We start from the raw sequence: 18,178 nt of genomic DNA, 5'->3' as shown, positions 1-18,178 counted from the left end.
AGATAATAAATCTGAGAGAAAATCGTGGAGGTATTTTCATGAATAATTATAAAACGCTGGATGCTCAAGATAGAGAGTTTTTAGTATCATTATTAGGGGAAGACCGAGTCTACACGGGCGAAGCGATCAGTGAGGACTTCAGTCATGATGAACTGGGAGGCATCAGCAAATTACCGGATGTTTTAGTTGATGTTCAGTCTGCTGACGAAGTCTCCCAAATCATGCGTTATGCTTCTGAAAACAATATTCCTGTGGTAGCACGCGGCTCAGGAACCGGGCTGGTCGGCGCTTCGGTCCCTATCTTCGGAGGGATCATGCTGAATATGAGCGGTATGAATAAGATTCTTGAACTCGATGAAGAAAACTTAACTCTCACTCTGGAACCCGGAGTGCTTCTCATGGAAATCAGCAAATTTGTCGAAGACCATGATTTGTTCTACCCGCCGGATCCCGGCGAAAAGTCCGCTACGATTGGGGGAAACATTAACACCAATGCCGGTGGCATGAGAGCCGTAAAATATGGAGTGACGAGAGATTATATCCGTGGCCTTGAGGTTGTTCTGCCTAACGGCAGCATCATTCATCTCGGAGGAAAAGTCGTCAAGAATTCCTCGGGATACAGCGTCAAGGATTTGATCTGCGGTTCAGAAGGAACACTAGGTATTGTTACCAAAGCAATCTTAAAGCTTCTTCCTCTGCCTAAGAAAGCAGTTTCTCTGCTGATCCCCTTCCCTGATCTCGACAAAGCCATCAGCACCGTACCAAAGATTATTAAATCAAAAAGCATTCCCACGGCCATCGAATTTATGCAGAGAGAAGTTATCCTTGCCGCCGAGGAATTCCTGGGCAAAAAATTCCCTGACAACTCATCGGATGCCTATCTCCTGCTGACCTTTGATGGCAACAGCACCGAAGAATTGGAGAAAGACTACGAGAAAGTTGCGAATATATGCCTTGAAGAAGGGGCTCTGGATGCCTTCATTATTGATACCGACGAGCGAAAAGAAGCAGTTTGGTCTGCCCGCGGCGCTTTCCTTGAAGCGGTTAAAGCTTCAACCACAGATATGGACGAGTGTGACGTTGTTGTTCCCCGTAATAAAGTGGCCGAGTTCATTAAATACACTGATCTCCTTCAGGAACAATTTCAGGTCCGCATCAGAAGCTTCGGTCACGCCGGGGACGGAAATTTGCACGTCTATGTCTTAAAGGATGATCTTTCGGAAGAAGCTTGGCAGAAGAAACTTGCCGAAGTCTTTGCCGCCATGTATCAAAAGTCTCAAGAGCTTCAAGGGCTGGTATCCGGAGAACATGGTATCGGCTATGCCAAAAGACAATATATGTTTGATCAATACGAGCCGGAATATATCGAACTTATGAAGAATATTAAGTTGGCCTTTGATCCTCAAAATATTCTTAATCCCGGGAAGGTCTGCGAGTAGAATTTTCCGGCCAATCCACACTGCAGGAGTCTGCGTAATCAGTTGCAATGTGGCGATAAACTCGTCCGCTTATTGTCATGGCCACCGGCTGCCAAGCGGCCCTTATGAACTCAATTGCATGGAGAGACGGTAAAGTCTCATGCTCACAAATCTTACGCTATAGAGGCGGAGCCGTGACCCTCTTTTACCGTTCGACACGAAAATGTCCGGTGAACATTTTCGCTTGCTGCAATTCGCTGGTGCTACGCAGTGACATGGGGTGCAGATCAGTACATGGAAGTATGATAGCACAGCACAAAAAAGTAACCCTCCCCGAGGGGTTACTTTTTTGTACTATAATAAAAGTTTGGATATCCTAAAAAATTTATAGTTTACACTTCGAAATTGAGCAAACATTTATAGTTTGCTCTGATTTAGTCCGCTCTAATGCATGAGAAATGGCCGAACCTCCTCAAGGGCTTTTTTCAATTCCTCAATAGCCTGTTCATTCATTCTTCCGGAATTACGCATTCTTTGGATTAGATCTTCAGGAGTAATCCCCTCCATTCTCATAGCTGAGACAATCTCCTTTTCATCTTTAGTTAAATCCTTCCATTCTCGCACCGCTAACACCTCCGCATAGATTAAAACAGGTTTACCGTTTGGCATCTAGTTTTTGAAATGGCTTATATTTTATACACAGATGAACTCAACCAATTAATCCGGAGGAATTTGATTCCTTAAAATTCCGCCCGATAAAGTTATTTTATAAATTCTTAACAAATTCTTAAAATCTTCTCCTCAAAAATTGGGCATTCTAAGCATCGTTCCAGTTAAATAAAACTACAAGGAGGAGTGCAAATTGTTAAAAAAGTTTGCAGTGGGTTCATTAACCCTGGCTTTTCTGGCTTTAGGTGCCGGAACTTGCTTAGCTGCTCCTGACCCTGCCCAGCTTAACGAGCTCAAAGCGTTAAACCAACAAATGTTCACGCTGAAAAAGCAAATGGTGGATAAACAGTTGGAAGCAGGGCTCCTGGATCAGGAGAAAGCGGCCAAAATCAAAACCTTCATTGAAGCTCGCCAAAAGCAGATTGAAGAAGATTTTGCTAAGGGACAGTATTCCGGCTTTGGTAAGAAACACGGTCACGGCTTTAACAAGGGGTGCCCGCGTAATGCTCAAGACGCCCCCAAAGCGAGCCCTTCTCCGAGTAATATTTAATCTTGATTAACCATAAAGATTAGCAACTGGAACAGCCCCTCGACTTCAGTCGGGGGGCTTACTGATAGTGAGCTTATAGTCTCCTGTCGGACCTTTCCAGCGAAACTTGTTAACTGTCCTTTTTCCTATTTGGATCTCTTCACAGGGGCATTGGTTAATACATCTTATACACATAAAACAATGAGTATCAAATAGAATGGTGCCCTCATCGCTCATGGTGATGTTTTTAGCCGGACACTGTTTGGTTCGGTAAGACTCCTAGTCAACGCCTTCAGAACTTGATACACTATAAAAAAATGGGAAGGGGTGGTCTCCATGCCGGATGATAAAATTATGGTTTTACCCCAGGAACTCCTAATCCTAGGTGCGGCAGTAAAAACCGGAATGATCGAAGCTTTGCGCCAAGAAACAACTTACACAGCCCTGACTAAAAGTCTTAACTTAGACTCCAGAGCCGTTTGGGTAGTGCTGGAAGCTCTGGCCGATCTGGGTTATGTAACTAAGCAGGGAGAAATGGTTACTCTCTCCGAAGAGGCTCATAAAATGATCTACGACTCTAAAGCCCCTAATTACGTGGGATTTGCTTTTATGCATCGCTATAATATGATTCGTTCCTGGGCTCATTTACCTGAGGTCCTTGACAACGGCCAACCGGCTCCGCGCGACCCGGACCCTGAAAATACGCGCTATTTTATGGAGGCCATGCGGCACGGTGCTGTAAAAAGTGCTCCGGCCGTCGCGGAGTTTCTTCTCAAAGATACCGTTGAAGAAATAAACGTTCTTGACATCGGCGGTGGGCCTTTGATCTATGGAACTGCTTTTAGGGCTCAAGGAGCCAAAGTGACGGTTTTAGATCTGCCGCCGGTAGTTCAATTGATGCAAGAGAAGGCAGCCTTGGCAGATATTACTCTTATCCCGGGAGATTTCAACCAAGGCCTGCCCTCTGGTCCATTTGATTTAGTTTACCTGGGAAATGTGTGCCATATTTTTGGCGAGACGGAAAATAAAGAATTGTTCCGAAAAGCAAGTAGGGTCTTACTTCCTGGCGGACGCATCGCAATCGTTGACATGATACGAGGGACAAACCCTTTCGCTGCCGTCTTCGGAGTCAACATGCTGCTTAATACTGCAAGCGGCGGTACCTGGACTTTGCAGCAATATACTGATTGGCTGACAAGTGCCAATTTTCAAGATATAACCTTACAAGAGATCGCCGGCCGCCAAATTATTACCGCAGTACGTACTGACGCTTTCTAATTAATAATTATTTTCAAACGCCTTAAAAGCTATTGCTGGTATTTTTCTACCATGTGATAGCTTTTTTTTTATTTGATCTTTTATCTTCATCTCCATTTAACTTCCACTTTTATAAAACTGGGGGTACTCCCTCCTTCGCTCTCTTGTGGGGGCAGGGTCCATCCTTCAAGGCGATAGATTTGTTATTGACTAGGCGCTTCGACGAAACTGTCCACAGAACACTTTCGTCACTGAAGCCACAACGTTAAGCTTCAGCTGAATGAGTTAATTTCTTTATTTCATTATGCCCTTTACTAACTTTCATAAAAAATGCCTAAGAATATGGTTGACTTATTAATAAAATGCCATAAATTGTAAAGTTCCATCGTATTATATCTTAGAAGTATTAAGGAGGGATCAATGTGAGACAGATTCTAGCCAGAAGCGAACGTTGCCTCGGCTGCAAGAGCTGTGAACTGGCTTGTGCTGTTGCCCATTCAAGCAGCAAAACCTTGTTTCAGGCGCTCGCAGAGCCCCAGTTACCCCAGAGGAGAATCTTTGTTGAGTCTAATGGTGAGCAGAATTTCCCCTTACAATGTCGTCAGTGTTTAGATTCTCCTTGTGTTCATGCCTGTATATGCGGAGCTATGCATATTGACCTAAAGACCGGACTCATACAAGTAGACAGCCAAAAGTGTGTCGGATGTATGATGTGTGTCATGGTCTGTCCCTATGGAGTTATTGCAGAAATTCATTCAGCCCGCCAAGCAGCAAAGTGTGACCGCTGCCTGGACTTAGACTATAATCCTGCCTGTGTTTCGGCCTGCCCCACGGGAGCTTTGGAATTTACAGAGGTTCAGGATTTCACCCACAACAGCAGAAAGGCTTTTCTAAAATTAATGAACTCGTTCAGCTAAAGCTGAACTACCACCGAAGCAGAGAACGGGGACCACTTCCATTACAAGAAGTGGGAGCCTCGCGATTGTATGAAGGGAGTTAATTAAAATGAAATCTCCAAAATCAATTGATCCTGCCGTTTTAGAATTATTGCCAAAAGCCTCTTTAGATGGAGTGGAAACTGTTTGGGACCGCTACGAAGCTCAACAACCACAGTGTGGCTTTGGCAGTTTAGGGGTTTGCTGCCGGCATTGCGTTCAAGGACCTTGCCGAATTGATCCCTTTAGCAATGGTCCTAGTAAGGGAATTTGCGGAGCTAGCGTGGAAACCATCGTAGCACGCAATTTGCTGAGGCAAGTAGCCGGCGGAGCAGCGGCTCACGTAGACCATGCCTACGAGGCCGTTGAAGCTTTAGAGTTAGCAGCCAAAGATGTACTTAATTACTCACTCGATGAAATAAAACTTCAGCAAATTTCTCAAGGTCTGGGTATAGATGTCTCCGGTAAAGATAAGAGAGAGCTCGCCTTGGAGATTGTCAAAGCTGCTTATGCTGATTTAGCTAACCATGGGAATAGGCCAATCCAGTGGTTGATGGCTCACGCCCCGAAAGAACGAATTGATGTATGGCAAAATCTCGGAATTATTCCACGCAACCCAGATCGGGAAATTCGCGAAGCTATGCATCAAACCACGATGGGAATGGATGCCGACCCCGTAAATCTCGTTTTAGCAACAGCTAAACAAGGGCTGGTAGACGGCTATTCGGGCTTAAAATTAGCAACAGACATCCAGGATATTCTGTTGGGTACTCCTACACCCGTCGTAACCGAAGCTAATTTAGGGGTTCTCAAAAAAGACTTTGTCAACTTAATTATCCACGGGCATGTCCCCCTGCTTTCCGAGAAAATTGTCTACTGGGCGAAGAAACTTCAAGCAGAAGCTGTTGCTGCCGGTGCTGAAGGAATTCAAATCGCGGGAATTTGCTGTGCAGGCAACGAAGTCTTAATGCGCAGCGGAATTCCCTTAGCCACGAACTTCTTAGCTCAAGAATTAGCCATCGTCACAGGGGCTGTCGATGCCATGGTCGTCGACGTTCAATGTATTATGCCTTCTTTAGCCCAAGTTGCCTCTTGTTATCATACGCAAATTATCACGACGATGCCCATCGTCAAAATTCCCGGAGCAACCCATATCCCCTTTACGTTAGAAAATGGGGATCAAGCGGCCCAGGAAATTGTACGCAAAGCCATTAGAGCCTATGGACGGAGAGACAGCAAGAAAATTAAGATTCCCGATTATAAACGTAAGATCATGGCAGGATTTAGTGTAGAAGCCATTATCGGAGCCTTAAAAAGAATAGATCCTGAGCAGCCTCTGAAACCTCTCGTTGATAATATTGTCAATGGCAACATTTTAGGAGTTGTGGGTACGGTAGGCTGCAACAATGTCAAAGTGACTCAAGATCAAATGCACGTGGAACTAGTGAAAGAGCTTGTGAAAAACAACGTTTTGGTCGTTGCTACGGGATGTTCTGCACATGCTCTGGCAAAAGCGGGACTTATGAATTCCGAAGGAACCGAGGACTTTGCCGGAGATGGCTTAAAAGCAGTCTTAACAGCTCTGGGCCAAGCCGCAGGTCTTGCTGCCCCGCTTCCTCCGGTTCTGCATATGGGAAGCTGTGTAGATAATTCGCGAATCGGGGATTTGGTTACTGCCATCGCTGCTTACCTCAACGTAGATTCGGCCTTATTACCTGTGGCTGCCAGTGCTCCGGAACTTCAACACGAAAAGGCTTTAAGCATCGGAACTTGGGCAGTGACCTTAGGGCTCACAACTCACCTTGGTGTAGTTCCGCCGGTTCTCGGAAGCAAAATGGTGACTGAATTGTTAACGAAGGGCCTCAGTGATGTGATTGGCGGAAAATTCTATGTCGAAACCGATCCTCTTAAAGCGGCAGACGGACTGCTTGAGGATATACGGGCCAAACGCAAAAAACTCGGACTTCCCAGTTAAGGATGGTTAAACATATGAGATATATTGTCGTTGGTAACAGTGCTGCAGGTCTCTTTGCCGTCGAAGAAATCCGCAGGCGCGATTCCCAGTCAGAACTCCTCGTCCTCACAGCAGAACAGGAGCCAAGTTATTCGCGCTGCCTAACTACGTATTTTTTAGCAGGAGATATCTCAGCTTCCCAGCTTTACTTACGCAAGGAAGACTTCACTGAACAACTGAATTTAAACGTAACTTATGGAGCCAAGGTTAACAGAGTTGACCCAGCACGTCAATTAGTCCAGAGTACTGACGGAAGAGAGTGGCATTATGACAGACTTTTATTGGCTATGGGAGCTTCGGCGAAAAAACTCACCGTTCCGGGCAGAGATCTCCCGGAAATCTTTACTCTGCGCACACTAAAGGATGTGCAAGATATTAATAAGGTTATCAAAGGGGGAGCGAAAAAGGCCGTTGTTATTGGAGGAGGTCTTGTCAGTTTAAAATGTGCTTACGCTTTATTAAAACGGGGCCTTGAAGTTACTGTTGTGGTTTCCTCAGGACAAATCCTCTCCCAAATGCTTGATGCCAAAGCTGCCGGTATCATTGAGGATCATTTAAGAGCTCATGGGCTTCGATTTCTCTTCAAGACTGAAGTAATTGCCATCGCCGGAAAAGATCATGTCCAGGTTGTTCTGCTCTCACCTCAAACAGAACTCGCCGCTGATTTAGTAATTGTAGGTAAAGGTGTTTGTCCCAATATTGGAGAATTGCGAGATTGTGGCTTGAAGATCGGTAAGGGGATTCAGGTTAATAGCTTCATGGCCACCAACCTGCCTAATATTTACGCAGCCGGGGATATTGCCGAGACCTGGGATTTGGTCCGTCAAAAGTTTGTGGTAAACGCCACCTGGCCGAATGCGACGACTCAAGGACGAATTGCCGGAGCAAATATGTGCGGAGCACATGAAGTTTATCCAGGATCGTTAGGCTTAAATTCGGTAGACTTTTTCGGTCTCTCAGCTATGTCGGCGGGTTTTACCAAACTCCAAGAAGCCATGCCGGCAGAAGATTGGGAGGAAGAAGAATCTCAAAGATTTATAGACGGCAAGACCATTTATCAAAAGCTCATTTATCAAGAGAGCATCCTCAAGGGTTTCCTTCTGGTTGGTGACACATCCCAATGCGGTGTATTAACTGCTTTGATCAAATCAGGCCGGCCTTTAACTAATAACCAGAAGGAGATTGCTCTGGGAAGACGAGGAACCTTGGCGATAGAACTGATGACGAAGAAACTCTAAGCTATGTATAAGGTAATGCAGGCGTATTATACTCTAACTGTTAGTTCTCTCGGACTTGCAGTTCATGGTCGCTACTGCCTAATTGCACTATGATCCCTGAAAGTAAACAAGGGCGCAGCCTTTGGCGGAAACGGCAGGGTAGTTGTTGGTGCACTTATACTGGAAGACAAAAAGTTATACTTTCTACCTTAGAAAATAGTTTTTCCATTCATAAGTAATACCACTAAAGGGCATGGGGGCCTGATAGTATTAAAAAGCCGTTGCCTCACGAACCTATAATTCGTGAAGCAACGGCCCTTTTGCGCTTAGTTTCCATATTTAACTAGGGAATCAGCCGAAATCTTCGATTTTGGCTATTAATTTCGAATAGACCTTATGCATATGTGGTTCGGTACTGTAATCATTGATTTCAGCCAGCGGGATCCATTGGACACCGCTGTTTTCATCTTCTTTAACCCTAAGTTGATCCTTTTCATCCCCTTCAATTAAAAAAGCAAGAGATAAATGCAAGTGGGGGGATACGTAAATCCCTCGTTTTATGTGCCCCAGAACCGTTAATATATCCAAGGAAAAAATATCTTCAGAAACAGGCTGGATCGTCTTTACGCCCGTCTCCTCCCGCAGTTCTTTTATTGCTACCGCCAGAAAGTCTTCCTCCCCGTCGGCATGGCCTCCTATCCATGACCATGAGTTATAGATATTATGATGGACCATAAGCACTTTATCTTTAGAACTGTTTACCGTAAAGGCCGAACAGGTAATATGGGCGACCTCATTGTTCCTGGTCAGGATATCTTTAAAAACCTCGGCGCAATATAAAAAGACCTCTTTATCCGTTGTTTCTTGTTCATTGCAGGGATGATAATCCTTTATTAATTCAAACACGGTACTCTCTCTTTCTTAATTGCTCCTCAACAGCTTATTCTAATGAATTGAGCTAGTGTAATCCTCTCTGCCAAAGATAGATCCTGCTTTTTCCTTATCATAACATGGATCGGTTTGAATTATATAATTGTAATCTTGTTGTAAGGCAGCTATTGTCTCTTCCCTCTCTTCACGTTTTATTTTTTGCTCTGGAAACAAACTATCATCGCCTAACATTGCGACTAAGGCAGCCGTTGCCGCACCAAACAGTACATGATCCAAATAGCTTAGTAATGCTGCCGACGGTTTTTTACTTTTCCTCACATTCGCTTGAGCACTGAGACCATAAATCCCCAACCACGCCATTGAGGTAATGCCTACCCCTTTTAGCAGATAAAAGTCACGTCCAGTCGCAGATAATGTATAAGTCGCAGCTATCCCTACCCCATTTGCGAGTATGCCGTTGGCAATTTTACCAACAGCTTTGCCTCTATGTTTATGAGCATCATTTTTAGTAACGAATAGGCTTGCAGCCAGCTGTTCATACCGCGAATCAGTTAAACCGAGCTCAAACTCAAGTTTATTTAGGAGTCGGCCAGGAATAGACCCCAGCATACCGGCGACTATGCCCAGAAAAATTCTATCTTTAATTTTTTGCATGATCTGTTCCTCCTTTCAGCAATATTCTTTAGTATATGAGTTATGGCCGAGATCATTCAAGCCTGTTCTATTCGACCTCTTGAACAATAAAAGAGGGGCCGTTGCAAAACGAACTAAAATAGTTCGCAAGCAACGGCCCTTTTTCTTACTAAAAATAGAAAACTGCGGGTCCCAAAGAACTCGCAGTTAGCGTATAATTTAAGTTATGCTAAAAACCAAATTACACACTAAGAATTATAACGAATTAGGTGGACACTATCAATTAGCTTTGCCATTTAATTTTAACGTGTTAATACCAGAGGATGACTCCGTTCGACTACTAAGCCACATTTTGGAGGGATTAAATTACGAAGCGTTGTATAAGGCCTACTCTTCCACTGGAAGAAAACCGGTAGTCGAACCCAAAATCCTGTTTAAAGTATTGACCTATGCCTATATGAATAACATTTACTCCAGCCGAAAAATTGAAGTCGCCTGTAAAAGAGACATTAACTTCATGTGGTTATTGGCAGGATGCAAAGCACCTGACCACAGCACCATTGCTCGATTCCGAAAAGACTATCTGAAGGAAGCCATAGAAGACCTCTTTTTCCAAATGGTAAAGCATTTACATGAGCTTGGTGAAGTAGAGTTTAAGAACCTCTTTGTCGATGGAACAAAAATTGAAGCCAGTGCTAACCGTTATACCTTTGTCTGGAAAAAAGTCGTTAACAAAAATGAGGCAAAGATGTTCTTGAAAATTCAGTCTTGTCTTGAGGAGATCAATTTGACCTATTTAAAGGACTTCAACGTAACCAAAGAGACGTTACTTAAGGATCTTAAGACTGCTATCTCTTACCTAGAAGAAAAATGTCAGCAAGAGCAGATTGAATTTGTTCACGGTATTGGAAAACGGAAATCAAAGCTGCAGAAATTTATAGAAAGCCTGAAGGAATTCTATACCCGGCAAGAAAAGTACAATGCACATCACCAATTCTTCGAAGGAAGAAATAGCTACTCTAAGACCGATCCTGATGCAACGTTCATGCATATGAAAGATGATCATATGCGCAATGCTCAGTTAAAGCCGGCTTACAATGTCCAGATTGGCGTGGAAAGCGAATATGTAACAGGGGTTGGGATCTTCCAGGATCGTAACGACATAGCCACATTAATTCCTTTTTTAAATATGCTTGAATCAAAACTACAGGCGCATTATGAGAATGTTACCGCAGACTCTGGTTATGAGAGCGAAGAGAACTATCTTTATCTCGAAGGAAAACATCAGACCTGCTACATAAAGCCACAGACCTATGAACAATGGAAAAAGAAGAGCTTCAAAAAAGATATTAGTAAGCGAGAAAACATGGCTTACAATGCGGAAATCGATGAATACACGTGTCATAATGGAAAACAACTCAAACCCGTTGGAATCACTCATCGAACATCAGCAACCGGTTACCAGTCCGAAATAACAGTCTATGAATGTGAAGACTGCAGTGACTGTCCGTGTAAAAGTCGCTGTACAAAAGCTAAAGGCAATCGACGAATGCAAGTATCCAAAACGTTTGTGGCCAAACGCCAGATCTCGTATAGAAACATCACAACCAAAGAAGGAATACTGCTAAGAGTAAATCGGTCCATACAGGTTGAAGGAGCCTTTGGGGTCCTCAAAAATGACTATAACTTCAACCGCTTTCTAACACGAGGCAAAAACAGTGTGAAAACTGAATTTATGCTGCTGTGTTTTGGGTATAACGTGAATAAACTTCACTCTAAAATACAAAATGAACGAATTGGGAAACCCCTTCATCCACTAAAAACCGCATAAAAAGGAGAGAAAAACGGCCTAATCCTGAAGGCTTATTTTGTTATACTCAAATTTAAGAAGAAAGTAGAGATTAAGCATTTCAATCAAACCAATAAATATCTTTCAAGGGAAAAAGAAAAAGGGAGCATCGCTTGCTACTTTAGAAAAGTAGTTTTGCGACACCTCCTTTTGCTACATCTTTTCCAATTTTATCAGCGTCATAGGGGAGAGGAATCTTCTCAGTATTATCTGGCTTGCGGGATTTGTTGTTTGTTTTTTTAGCCATAGCCCATTGACCCCCTTTGAAGTTTCACAATTAGGATTCTCCGATGATTAAATTCTATGCACGGATTTTTCCATTCAGTAAATCTAACAAACGCCGTTTGATTTCGATGGCTTCATCCGAAAGGAGGATGTCCTGACTACGGGGCCTGGAGAAAGGAACCGTGATTTTATCTAAAATGCGGGCAGGGCTATGACTTAAAACAACGACTTCGTCAGACAAAAGAATGGCCTCTTCAATATCGTGAGTTATAAATACTACCGTAGGGCGGCTTTGACTCCAGACATCCAAGAGCCATTCCTGCATTTCCCGCCGGGTCAAGGCATCCAGTGCTCCAAAAGGTTCATCCAAGATCAAAGTGTTCTGTCCGAATAGAAAAGTCCTCAGAAGGGCTCCTCTTTGCCGCATGCCGCCGGATAATTGATGCGGGTAATGATCGGCAAACTTGTCAAGGCCAAAACGATTGAGCCAATGGCGTGCAGTCTCTCTGGATTTGCGTTTATCCTCACGGCGTATATCGCTGCCTAAAGCTACATTATCTAACAAGGTACGCCATGGCAGCAGCAAATCTCTTTGAGGCATATATCCCACTTGACCAGGCAGACCCTTAATCGACCGTCCCTCGAGGATAATTTCACCTTGAACAGGCACTTCAACTCCGGCAACTAAGTTGCAAATCGTACTCTTCCCACAACCGGAAGGTCCGATTAGAGAGACGAATTTTCCGGTCTCCACCTCTAGGTTAATATCCGCCAAGACATCCAGGGCAGATTTCCCGACCCCGGGATAGGATAGTGACACGTTTTTCATTACTAGCATAATCTAAGCCTTTGGCAGGAAGTCATTGGTAAAAGCCTTATCGCTGTCAATCATTTTATCCAGAAGCTTGTGATCAAACATCCATTGAGCATAATTGTGCCAAACCGAAGCTTTCTGTACACCCCATTGCGGAGCATCTGCTTGATACTGCTTGCTAATCCAAGCCTGGCTAGCCTTAATAAGTTTCTGGTCTTCTTCCGGGGCATTTTTGATGAGGATATTGGCCGCATCATCCGGGTTTTTAATAGCATATTGGTATCCTTCACTGACGGCTTGAGTGAAACGCCGAACAACATCTGATTTTTCCTGAATCATTTTTTCGTTGGTGACTAAAACCGGTGTGTAATCATCTAATACCGGATTGATATCTTTGACCCATATCATGTTAAGAGGGGTACCGGCCAGTTCCGCCTGAATCCCTTCCCAGCCATAGAAAATCCAAGTCAGATCGACAGAGCCTTTGGACATGCTGGCAACGGGGTCGGCATCCCCAATATTAATCATCTTTACTTTACTAAAATCTGCATGTTCCTTAGCCATTAAGGCTTTAATTGTCTCTGACTCCGACGGCATACCCCAACCGCCGTATGTTTTACCCTCGAAATCTTTAGCAGTAAGGATATTTTTACTTTTCAGTGAGGCAAACCCCGATGTATTATGCTGCAAGATTGTTGCAATTGACACTAAAGGCAAACCCTGTACACGAGCATCCGTAACTTGTTCCTGGGCGCTGATACCGAAATCAGCCTTGCCGGTGGCTACTAACTGTTCCACGGTTCCTTGGCTCGAAGGAGGAACAATTTGAACATCTAAACCTTCCTTACTAAAATATCCTTTATCTTTAGCAACATAAAGGCCGGTATGATTTGTATTAGGTGTCCAATCCAACATAATTGTTACTTTGTCTGGTTTAGTCGTCTGTGAAGACGCTGATGAATTTTGAGCATTCGTGCTGCAGCCGGTTAAGAGGAGAAGAGAACATAATCCGGCAGCTATCGTAACACTTAGGACTTTTTTAACATGGTTCAGTTTCCTTTTTTCACCCATAAATTTAGGTTTAAATATAGGTTTTTTAATCATAATTCCTGCTCCTTTTTCTGTAACTTATTGAACTATAGAAATATTCATAGGTTCACTCTCGGATTTTATCCCCTCTATAAGTGGAGGTTACTCCTTCGATTACTTCGGTGGGAATAAATTCATCCTTTGCTGTGTAGTATCCCATTTGGGTAAAGGGGGCTTCGGCGATACTCTCAACCGGAGCTAAGCCCCAAGGTTCAGCTTTGGCTGAACGATTTCACTCTCCCTTTGTATGTAACCAGGGTAAAGCAAGGTGCCTTATAACCGCGATTAAGGCAAAGTAGAACAAGCTCAATACCGTAATAGCGACAATTGCCGCAAATACCTGATCGGTCCTAAATGAATGGGAAGAACGCGTTAAATAAACACCTAATCCGGAACTTGCTCCAAGCCACTCGCCAATCACCGCCCCCATAACGCTATATGTTGCTGCGATCTTCAGTCCTGCAAAGAAAGACGGTAATGCGTTGGGCCAGCGGATCATATATAAAATCTGCCAACGGCTTGCCCCCATACTCTTGAGGAGATTAAGCAGGTCCTCATCACTGACCTCTAGTCCATCTATCAAACTAACAGTAATAGGAAAGAAACATACCAAGACAACAGTGACTATTTTCGGCAGCAGACCGTACCCCAACCAGAGAATCAAAAGCGGAGCAACGGCAATAAGCGGTACCGTTTGGGACACAATCATCAAGGGATAAAACATGCGCTTCAACAGAGGCGATAAGACCATTGCCACTCCCGCTGTCAAACCCAAAGCAATTGAGAGAACAAATCCCGCAGTCGTTTCATAAAGGGTCGTCAATGTATGAGACCATAGCAATTCTCTGGTGTTCCAAAGGGCTTTCATCACAGCTGCAGGGGAGGGTATGAGCCATAAAGGCAATTTAAATAAGTTTACGATGATTTGCCAAAGGATTAGACAAATTAACAAAAAGACAAGTGCCGGAATGTTATCTCGCCATCGTTTAGGGAACCGCCCTGTAATTAATGGCATTTCCTTATTTCTCCCGATACTTTTTTATCTTTTCTTCAATGGTTGTTTTTCCGGGATTATAGTCCATCTTGATATATGTCATCACACGAGAGGCGCCGGCTTTGATACAGGCATCCTGAGCTTGGCGTATAATGGCCCATAATTGATCCGGTTCACCTTCCATGGTTGTCTCCATGGGACCAACTTCATAAGTTACACCACTGGCCGCGACGACAGCGATTGCTTCATCAACGACCTCAAACAGCCTCTCGTCTTCTACTTTTGGCAATACCTGAAATGCCATCATAATTTTAGCCATCCTTGACCACTCCTTCTAATTAACCTTACTTAGGCAAGCATACTGATTAGTTAAGGTTGGAACTCCCCCAAGGACATTAACACTACACTCTTATCCTAAAACTTCACCTGTTTTTCGGGAGAAATTACTAAAACCGCACATGATATGCGCGGTTTACCTTAAGCGTTAACTGTTTCCTCCGCTGGCATTATCCAGATCAGGTTCGGTCGGCGGTAATTCTAACCACCCTCTCAGCCTAATTTTTTAAGCTCCCGTGATATTCAATTTTACCTCACTTAAAAGTACCATATAATAGTGGTTTGTGCAAGTTTATCTTAATACATAGTACAACCTTTTAACCGCTTTTAACATTGCCTCAACCATCCCAACATTTTTATATGATAGAATAATTAATGTCAACGTTTTAGGATTGACAATGCTTAAGTCTTCATATAGACTAGTAAAAATTCAGTAAAGAAAACTTAGCTGGCGCTAAGCCTCCGGCGAAAGCGGCAGGTTAGTTGCACTTATGCTAGAAGACGAAGACACTGTCTTCGCACGTATTAACTCTTCTTGCAGCATAACCTAAGGTTATGCTTTCCGATAGTATAAAGAAAACTTAGCTGGCGCTGAGCCTTCTGATATTACGGTTAAAAAACCTTTGAAACGGAGTGGTTACATTGGCTTATTACTATGAAAATGCATCGCGAACCTTCAGTGAGTATTTACTCGTCCCCAATTTAACAAGGACAGATTGTGTTCCAAGTAATGTTAATCTCAAAACACCCTTAGTAAAGTTTAAAAGCGGCGAAAAATCCGCTCTTGAGTTGAATATACCCTTTGTGTCTGCTATCATGCAATCGGTATCAAACGATAGTTTGGCGATTTCCTTGGCAAGATGCGGGGGGCTTTCATTTATATATTCTTCTCAATCAATAGTGGAACAAGTCGAAATGATCAAAAAGGTAAAGAGGTTTAAAGCCGGTTTTGTGGTCAGCGATGCTAATCTTACCCCACAACATACCTTGAAAGATGTTATACAATTGAAGAAACGAACCGGCCATTCAACCATTGCCATTACTGAAGATGGTTCCTCTACAACAAAATTGATGGGACTCGTAACTACCAGAGACTATCGAATCAGCCGAGATTCTCTGGATAAAAAGGTTTCCGAGTTCATGACCCCAATCTCGAAACTCATCGTAGGCCAAGAAGGCATAAGCCTAAGTGAGGCTAATGATATTATATGGGAACATAAACTCAACAATCTTCCCATTATTGACAAAAACCAAAACCTCCTCTATTTCGTGTTCCGAAAAGATTATGATGATCATAAGGAAAATCCTTCTGAATCATTAGATTCGGAAAAACGCTTCGTTGTGGGGGCCGGAATCAATACCAGAGATTATGAAGAAAGGGTTCCTGAATTAGTAAAAGCCGGCGCCGATATTTTATGCGTAGATTCATCGGACGGTTTCAGCGAATGGCAGGGAAAAACCATTGAATACATCAAACGTAATTATCAGGAAAACGTCAAAGTAGGCGGCGGCAATGTTGTTGATCGTGAGGGCTTTATGTATTTAGTGAACTCCGGCGCCGATTTTGTTAAAGTCGGAATCGGCGGAGGCTCGATCTGCATTACCCGTGAACAAAAGGGGATCGGCAGAGGCCAAGCCACTGCGGTAATCGAAGTTGCCAAAGCACGTGATGACTACTATAAAGAAACCGGCATCTATGTTCCTATCTGCTCAGACGGCGGAATTGTCCACGATTATCATATCGTTTTGGCCTTGGCCATGGGCGCAGACTTTGTCATGATGGGAAGATATTTTGCTCGCTTTGATGAAAGCCCCACCAAAAAGATAAAGCTCGGAAGCAATTACGTTAAAGAATATTGGGGCGAAGGTTCGAATCGTGCCCGCAATTGGGAAAGATATGATTTGGGAGAAGGAGACAAGCTTCATTTCGAAGAAGGCGTCGACAGTTATGTGCCTTATGCAGGCAGATTACAAGATAATTTAGAGGGCACCCTAAGCAAAATTAAATCAACGATGTGCAGCTGCGGAGCAATATCCATTGAGGAGTTACAGAGAACTGCCCGTATGACTCTTGTTTCCTCAACAAGTATTATTGAAGGCGGCGCGCATGATGTAATTCTCAAAGAGAAGAATTATTAAGATTTTATAACAATTAAAAACGACAAAGCTGAAGGCTGAGTTATCCTGGTCTTTTGCTTTGTCTTTTTTTTATCTAAAATGTCCTCGATCCACAAATTTTTATAGAGGATATATTATGTAATTGTCGAAATAAAGGAAATGCAGAGGAACCTTAAGGAGAAGATGAAGTCAACATGTTAGACGTTAAAACAAGTTCCAAAAAGCCTGTTTTCAATAAATACCTATTAAACTACTTTCGTCTTGGTCTGTTACTTTTAGCTATAGTTATTGGCCTATCCTTGAAAACTTTCTATCATAAACCTAGTACAACACCTAATATTCCTCAACCTGCAAACTCATTATCCAATAGGTCTTTGAATAACAAGAGTTCCGAATCAGTGTCCCAACTCAGTCCCTCTACGATTTCTGCTGGGCCAATTGACGTAATCTACGAACTTCCGGTAACTCAACCAGTTGTATATATCACGATTGACGACGGCTGGTATCCTAACCAAAATGTCTTAAACCTTATGAAACAATATCATCTGCCAATAACCACCTATCTAATAGAACAGGCTGCCGAAAAGCATACTGAGTTCTGGCACGAATTCGTAAATGCCGGCGGACATATTGAAGACCATACCTATAGCCACCCATTTCTTACCCATTTATCTCAGGCTGATCAAATAAGCCAAATTTCTCAACCTCTTAATTATTTCAACCAGTACGGACCACCGCCTGATGAGTTGCGGCCACCCTATGGAGACTTCAATTCCGAAGTCGGACAAGCCGCAAAGGATTCCGGGATTAAACATATCGTGATGTGGGATGCAGAAATGAAAAACTCTATCTTTGACACAAGCAGCGGCAAAGAACTGAAATCAGGAGATATTATTCTTTTACATTGGGAACCGGAACTCGATCAGGAACTTATAAAGTTAATGAACATCATTCAAAAGAAAAATTTAGGTGTAGCTGACTTAACTCAGGCTTTGAATGGTGAGCCCCTAAGGATATCTTGGTTGAAAACTCCTCTTCCGGTCTCAAAAACCACACCCTCAATTAGAACCGGAAGAACAGTAGGTACTTCTGAAAAAAGTGTTGTGTCCGTAGCTAAAAAAACGTTGGGGAAGAGTGCTGTTAAAAGTAAAAGCTAAACCAAACGCTATGCTCACCTTCTAGTTAAAGGT

17 protein-coding genes are annotated in these 18,178 nt (G+C 43.3%); 9 read left to right on the top strand and 8 right to left on the bottom strand.

What is annotated here, in order from left to right:
• Positions 1-38 precede the first annotated feature (38 nt).
• Positions 39-1,439 (top strand): FAD-binding oxidoreductase, encoded by a 1,401-nt coding sequence (locus DESACI_RS01310; RefSeq protein WP_014825352.1) that lies wholly within the window; start codon positions 39-41, stop codon positions 1,437-1,439.
• A 423-nt stretch (positions 1,440-1,862) separates the two neighbouring features.
• Here DESACI_RS01310 and DESACI_RS01305 read toward each other — a convergent pair whose 3' ends face one another.
• On the bottom strand, positions 1,863-2,042 hold the full coding sequence (locus DESACI_RS01305; protein ID WP_014825351.1) for a hypothetical protein: 180 nt from the start codon (positions 2,040-2,042) through the stop codon (positions 1,863-1,865).
• Between the two features lie 238 nt (positions 2,043-2,280).
• Here DESACI_RS01305 and DESACI_RS01300 point away from each other — a divergent pair, with 238 nt between their 5' ends.
• From DESACI_RS01300 to DESACI_RS01280, 5 genes are all read left to right on the top strand, one after another.
• Positions 2,281-2,637 carry a DUF2680 domain-containing protein gene (locus DESACI_RS01300; protein ID WP_014825350.1) on the top strand — a complete coding sequence of 119 codons (357 nt, stop codon included), beginning with the start codon at positions 2,281-2,283 and terminating at the stop codon, positions 2,635-2,637.
• A 315-nt stretch (positions 2,638-2,952) separates the two neighbouring features.
• Positions 2,953-3,894, top strand: coding sequence for a class I SAM-dependent methyltransferase (locus DESACI_RS01295; RefSeq protein WP_014825349.1), 942 nt, complete (start codon positions 2,953-2,955; stop codon positions 3,892-3,894).
• A 401-nt stretch (positions 3,895-4,295) separates the two neighbouring features.
• Positions 4,296-4,790: a 4Fe-4S dicluster domain-containing protein gene (locus tag DESACI_RS01290; RefSeq protein WP_014825348.1), complete on the top strand. Its 495-nt coding sequence runs from the start codon at positions 4,296-4,298 to the stop codon at positions 4,788-4,790.
• Between the two features lie 88 nt (positions 4,791-4,878).
• On the top strand, positions 4,879-6,783 hold the full coding sequence (cooS, locus tag DESACI_RS01285) for an anaerobic carbon-monoxide dehydrogenase catalytic subunit (protein ID WP_014825347.1): 1,905 nt from the start codon (positions 4,879-4,881) through the stop codon (positions 6,781-6,783).
• A gap of 14 nt (positions 6,784-6,797) precedes the next feature.
• Complete coding sequence (locus tag DESACI_RS01280) at positions 6,798-8,060, top strand: NAD(P)/FAD-dependent oxidoreductase (protein ID WP_014825346.1); 1,263 nt, start codon at positions 6,798-6,800, stop codon at positions 8,058-8,060.
• Positions 8,061-8,390: 330 nt separating this feature from the next.
• Here the strand turns inward: DESACI_RS01280 and DESACI_RS01275 are convergent, their stop codons facing one another.
• Positions 8,391-8,945, bottom strand: a complete 555-nt coding sequence (locus DESACI_RS01275) for an NUDIX hydrolase (protein ID WP_014825345.1) — start codon at positions 8,943-8,945, stop codon at positions 8,391-8,393.
• Between the two features lie 39 nt (positions 8,946-8,984).
• Positions 8,985-9,584, bottom strand: a complete 600-nt coding sequence (locus DESACI_RS01270; protein WP_014825344.1) for a hypothetical protein — start codon at positions 9,582-9,584, stop codon at positions 8,985-8,987.
• 205 nt (positions 9,585-9,789) lie between these two features.
• Here DESACI_RS01270 and DESACI_RS01265 point away from each other — a divergent pair, with 205 nt between their 5' ends.
• On the top strand, positions 9,790-11,394 hold the full coding sequence (locus DESACI_RS01265) for an IS1182 family transposase (protein ID WP_014825273.1): 1,605 nt from the start codon (positions 9,790-9,792) through the stop codon (positions 11,392-11,394).
• A gap of 139 nt (positions 11,395-11,533) precedes the next feature.
• Here DESACI_RS01265 and DESACI_RS25335 read toward each other — a convergent pair whose 3' ends face one another.
• The 5 genes from DESACI_RS25335 to DESACI_RS01245 form a co-directional block, all read right to left on the bottom strand.
• Entirely contained in the window at positions 11,534-11,659 is a 126-nt protein-coding gene (locus DESACI_RS25335) for a hypothetical protein (RefSeq protein ID WP_014825343.1), read from the bottom strand.
• Positions 11,660-11,713: 54 nt separating this feature from the next.
• Positions 11,714-12,475, bottom strand: a complete 762-nt coding sequence (locus DESACI_RS01260) for an ABC transporter ATP-binding protein (protein ID WP_014825342.1) — start codon at positions 12,473-12,475, stop codon at positions 11,714-11,716.
• 3 nt (positions 12,476-12,478) lie between these two features.
• A complete protein-coding gene (locus DESACI_RS01255) occupies positions 12,479-13,555 on the bottom strand; it encodes an ABC transporter substrate-binding protein (RefSeq protein WP_014825341.1) in 1,077 nt (358 codons plus the stop codon).
• Between the two features lie 217 nt (positions 13,556-13,772).
• The gene (locus DESACI_RS01250) at positions 13,773-14,555 is read right to left on the bottom strand and encodes an ABC transporter permease (protein WP_014825340.1); all 783 of its coding nucleotides are present in this window, start codon (positions 14,553-14,555) and stop codon (positions 13,773-13,775) included.
• A 4-nt stretch (positions 14,556-14,559) separates the two neighbouring features.
• Complete coding sequence (locus DESACI_RS01245) at positions 14,560-14,853, bottom strand: thiamine-binding protein (protein ID WP_014825339.1); 294 nt, start codon at positions 14,851-14,853, stop codon at positions 14,560-14,562.
• 659 nt (positions 14,854-15,512) lie between these two features.
• Between DESACI_RS01245 and DESACI_RS01240 the strand changes: the two genes are divergently transcribed.
• Both DESACI_RS01240 and DESACI_RS01235 read left to right on the top strand, forming a co-directional pair.
• On the top strand, positions 15,513-17,009 hold the full coding sequence (locus DESACI_RS01240; protein ID WP_014825338.1) for an IMP dehydrogenase: 1,497 nt from the start codon (positions 15,513-15,515) through the stop codon (positions 17,007-17,009).
• Positions 17,010-17,182: 173 nt separating this feature from the next.
• A complete protein-coding gene (locus DESACI_RS01235; RefSeq protein WP_014825337.1) occupies positions 17,183-18,145 on the top strand; it encodes a polysaccharide deacetylase family protein in 963 nt (320 codons plus the stop codon).
• Positions 18,146-18,178 lie beyond the last annotated feature (33 nt).

This window comes from Desulfosporosinus acidiphilus SJ4, assembly GCF_000255115.2.
GTDB lineage: Bacteria > Bacillota > Desulfitobacteriia > Desulfitobacteriales > Desulfitobacteriaceae > Desulfosporosinus > Desulfosporosinus acidiphilus.
The sequence above is the reverse complement of the archived record's forward strand: the minus strand, read 5'-3'. Positions and strand labels throughout refer to the sequence as shown.

Bases quoted from the DNA above. Each gene is read 5' to 3' on its own strand.
- DESACI_RS01310 (WP_014825352.1), top strand. From the start codon at position 39: ATGAATAATTATAAAACGCTGGATGCTCAAGATAGAGAGTTTTTAGTA.
- DESACI_RS01295 (WP_014825349.1), top strand. From the start codon at position 2,953: ATGCCGGATGATAAAATTATGGTTTTACCCCAGGAACTCCTAATCCTA.
- cooS (WP_014825347.1), top strand. From the start codon at position 4,879: ATGAAATCTCCAAAATCAATTGATCCTGCCGTTTTAGAATTATTGCCA.
- DESACI_RS01280 (WP_014825346.1), top strand. From the start codon at position 6,798: ATGAGATATATTGTCGTTGGTAACAGTGCTGCAGGTCTCTTTGCCGTC.
- DESACI_RS01270 (WP_014825344.1), bottom strand. From the start codon at position 9,584: ATGCAAAAAATTAAAGATAGAATTTTTCTGGGCATAGTCGCCGGTATG.
- DESACI_RS01265 (WP_014825273.1), top strand. From the start codon at position 9,790: ATGCTAAAAACCAAATTACACACTAAGAATTATAACGAATTAGGTGGA.
- DESACI_RS25335 (WP_014825343.1), bottom strand. From the start codon at position 11,659: ATGGCTAAAAAAACAAACAACAAATCCCGCAAGCCAGATAATACTGAG.
- DESACI_RS01260 (WP_014825342.1), bottom strand. From the start codon at position 12,475: ATGCTAGTAATGAAAAACGTGTCACTATCCTATCCCGGGGTCGGGAAA.
- DESACI_RS01255 (WP_014825341.1), bottom strand. From the start codon at position 13,555: ATGATTAAAAAACCTATATTTAAACCTAAATTTATGGGTGAAAAAAGG.
- DESACI_RS01250 (WP_014825340.1), bottom strand. From the start codon at position 14,555: ATGCCATTAATTACAGGGCGGTTCCCTAAACGATGGCGAGATAACATT.
- DESACI_RS01245 (WP_014825339.1), bottom strand. From the start codon at position 14,853: ATGGCTAAAATTATGATGGCATTTCAGGTATTGCCAAAAGTAGAAGAC.
- DESACI_RS01235 (WP_014825337.1), top strand. From the start codon at position 17,183: ATGTTAGACGTTAAAACAAGTTCCAAAAAGCCTGTTTTCAATAAATAC.